Below are 638 nucleotides of genomic sequence, written 5' to 3'. Positions count from 1 at the left end.
TTGAGGAATCATTCTGTCATGGATATTTTACCTAAACGGGATACACGAGCTCTTATTCAATACTTCAAAACTTTTTCTAAAGAAGCTAGAGAACAGATTAAATACATCGTTATGGATATGTCTCCATTATTTAGGTTAGTGATGCAAACTATGTTCCCTCACGCACATATTGTGGCAGATCGTTACCATGTATGTCGCTTGGTAGATTGGGCTCTCGAACGTGTGCGCAAACGTGAGCAAAAGCAATTAGTAGCGCACTCTAGAATGCTAAAATATAACCGAAGAATCCTTATGAAAAACCCCGAGAAGTTAACTGAAAGTGCGCAAATAAAATTACTAGAGATATTGCGTATATCTGAGGATCTACGACGGGCATATGGGCTTAGATTAGCCTTTAGAAAGATATTTAAGATATACAGTATACCTAACATAGAAAGGTATATACAAGTATGGTTAAAAGCGGTAGAAAACAACCATCTACCAGAGTTTAATAATTTTAAAGTTTCTTTTATTAGTTGGTTCCCTCAAATTGTTAATGCCTTTGTATTACCATATTCCAATGGGTTTACAGAAGGATGTAATAATAACATTAAAGTGTTAAAGAGAATAAGTTATGGGTTGCGCCATTTTGAACGCTT

General features: G+C 35.3%; 1 protein-coding gene. It reads left to right on the top strand.

Annotated features, from left to right (window positions below):
• Positions 1–18 precede the first annotated feature (18 nt).
• The coding region (locus tag EO117_RS09115; protein ID WP_164727570.1) for an ISL3 family transposase at positions 19–638 on the top strand (620 nt) is incomplete at its 3' end.

Origin of the sequence: Veillonella sp. VA142 (assembly GCF_003992135.1) — a bacterium.
Lineage (GTDB): Bacteria > Bacillota > Negativicutes > Veillonellales > Veillonellaceae > F0422.
The sequence above is the reverse complement of the archived record's forward strand: the minus strand, read 5'-3'. Positions and strand labels throughout refer to the sequence as shown.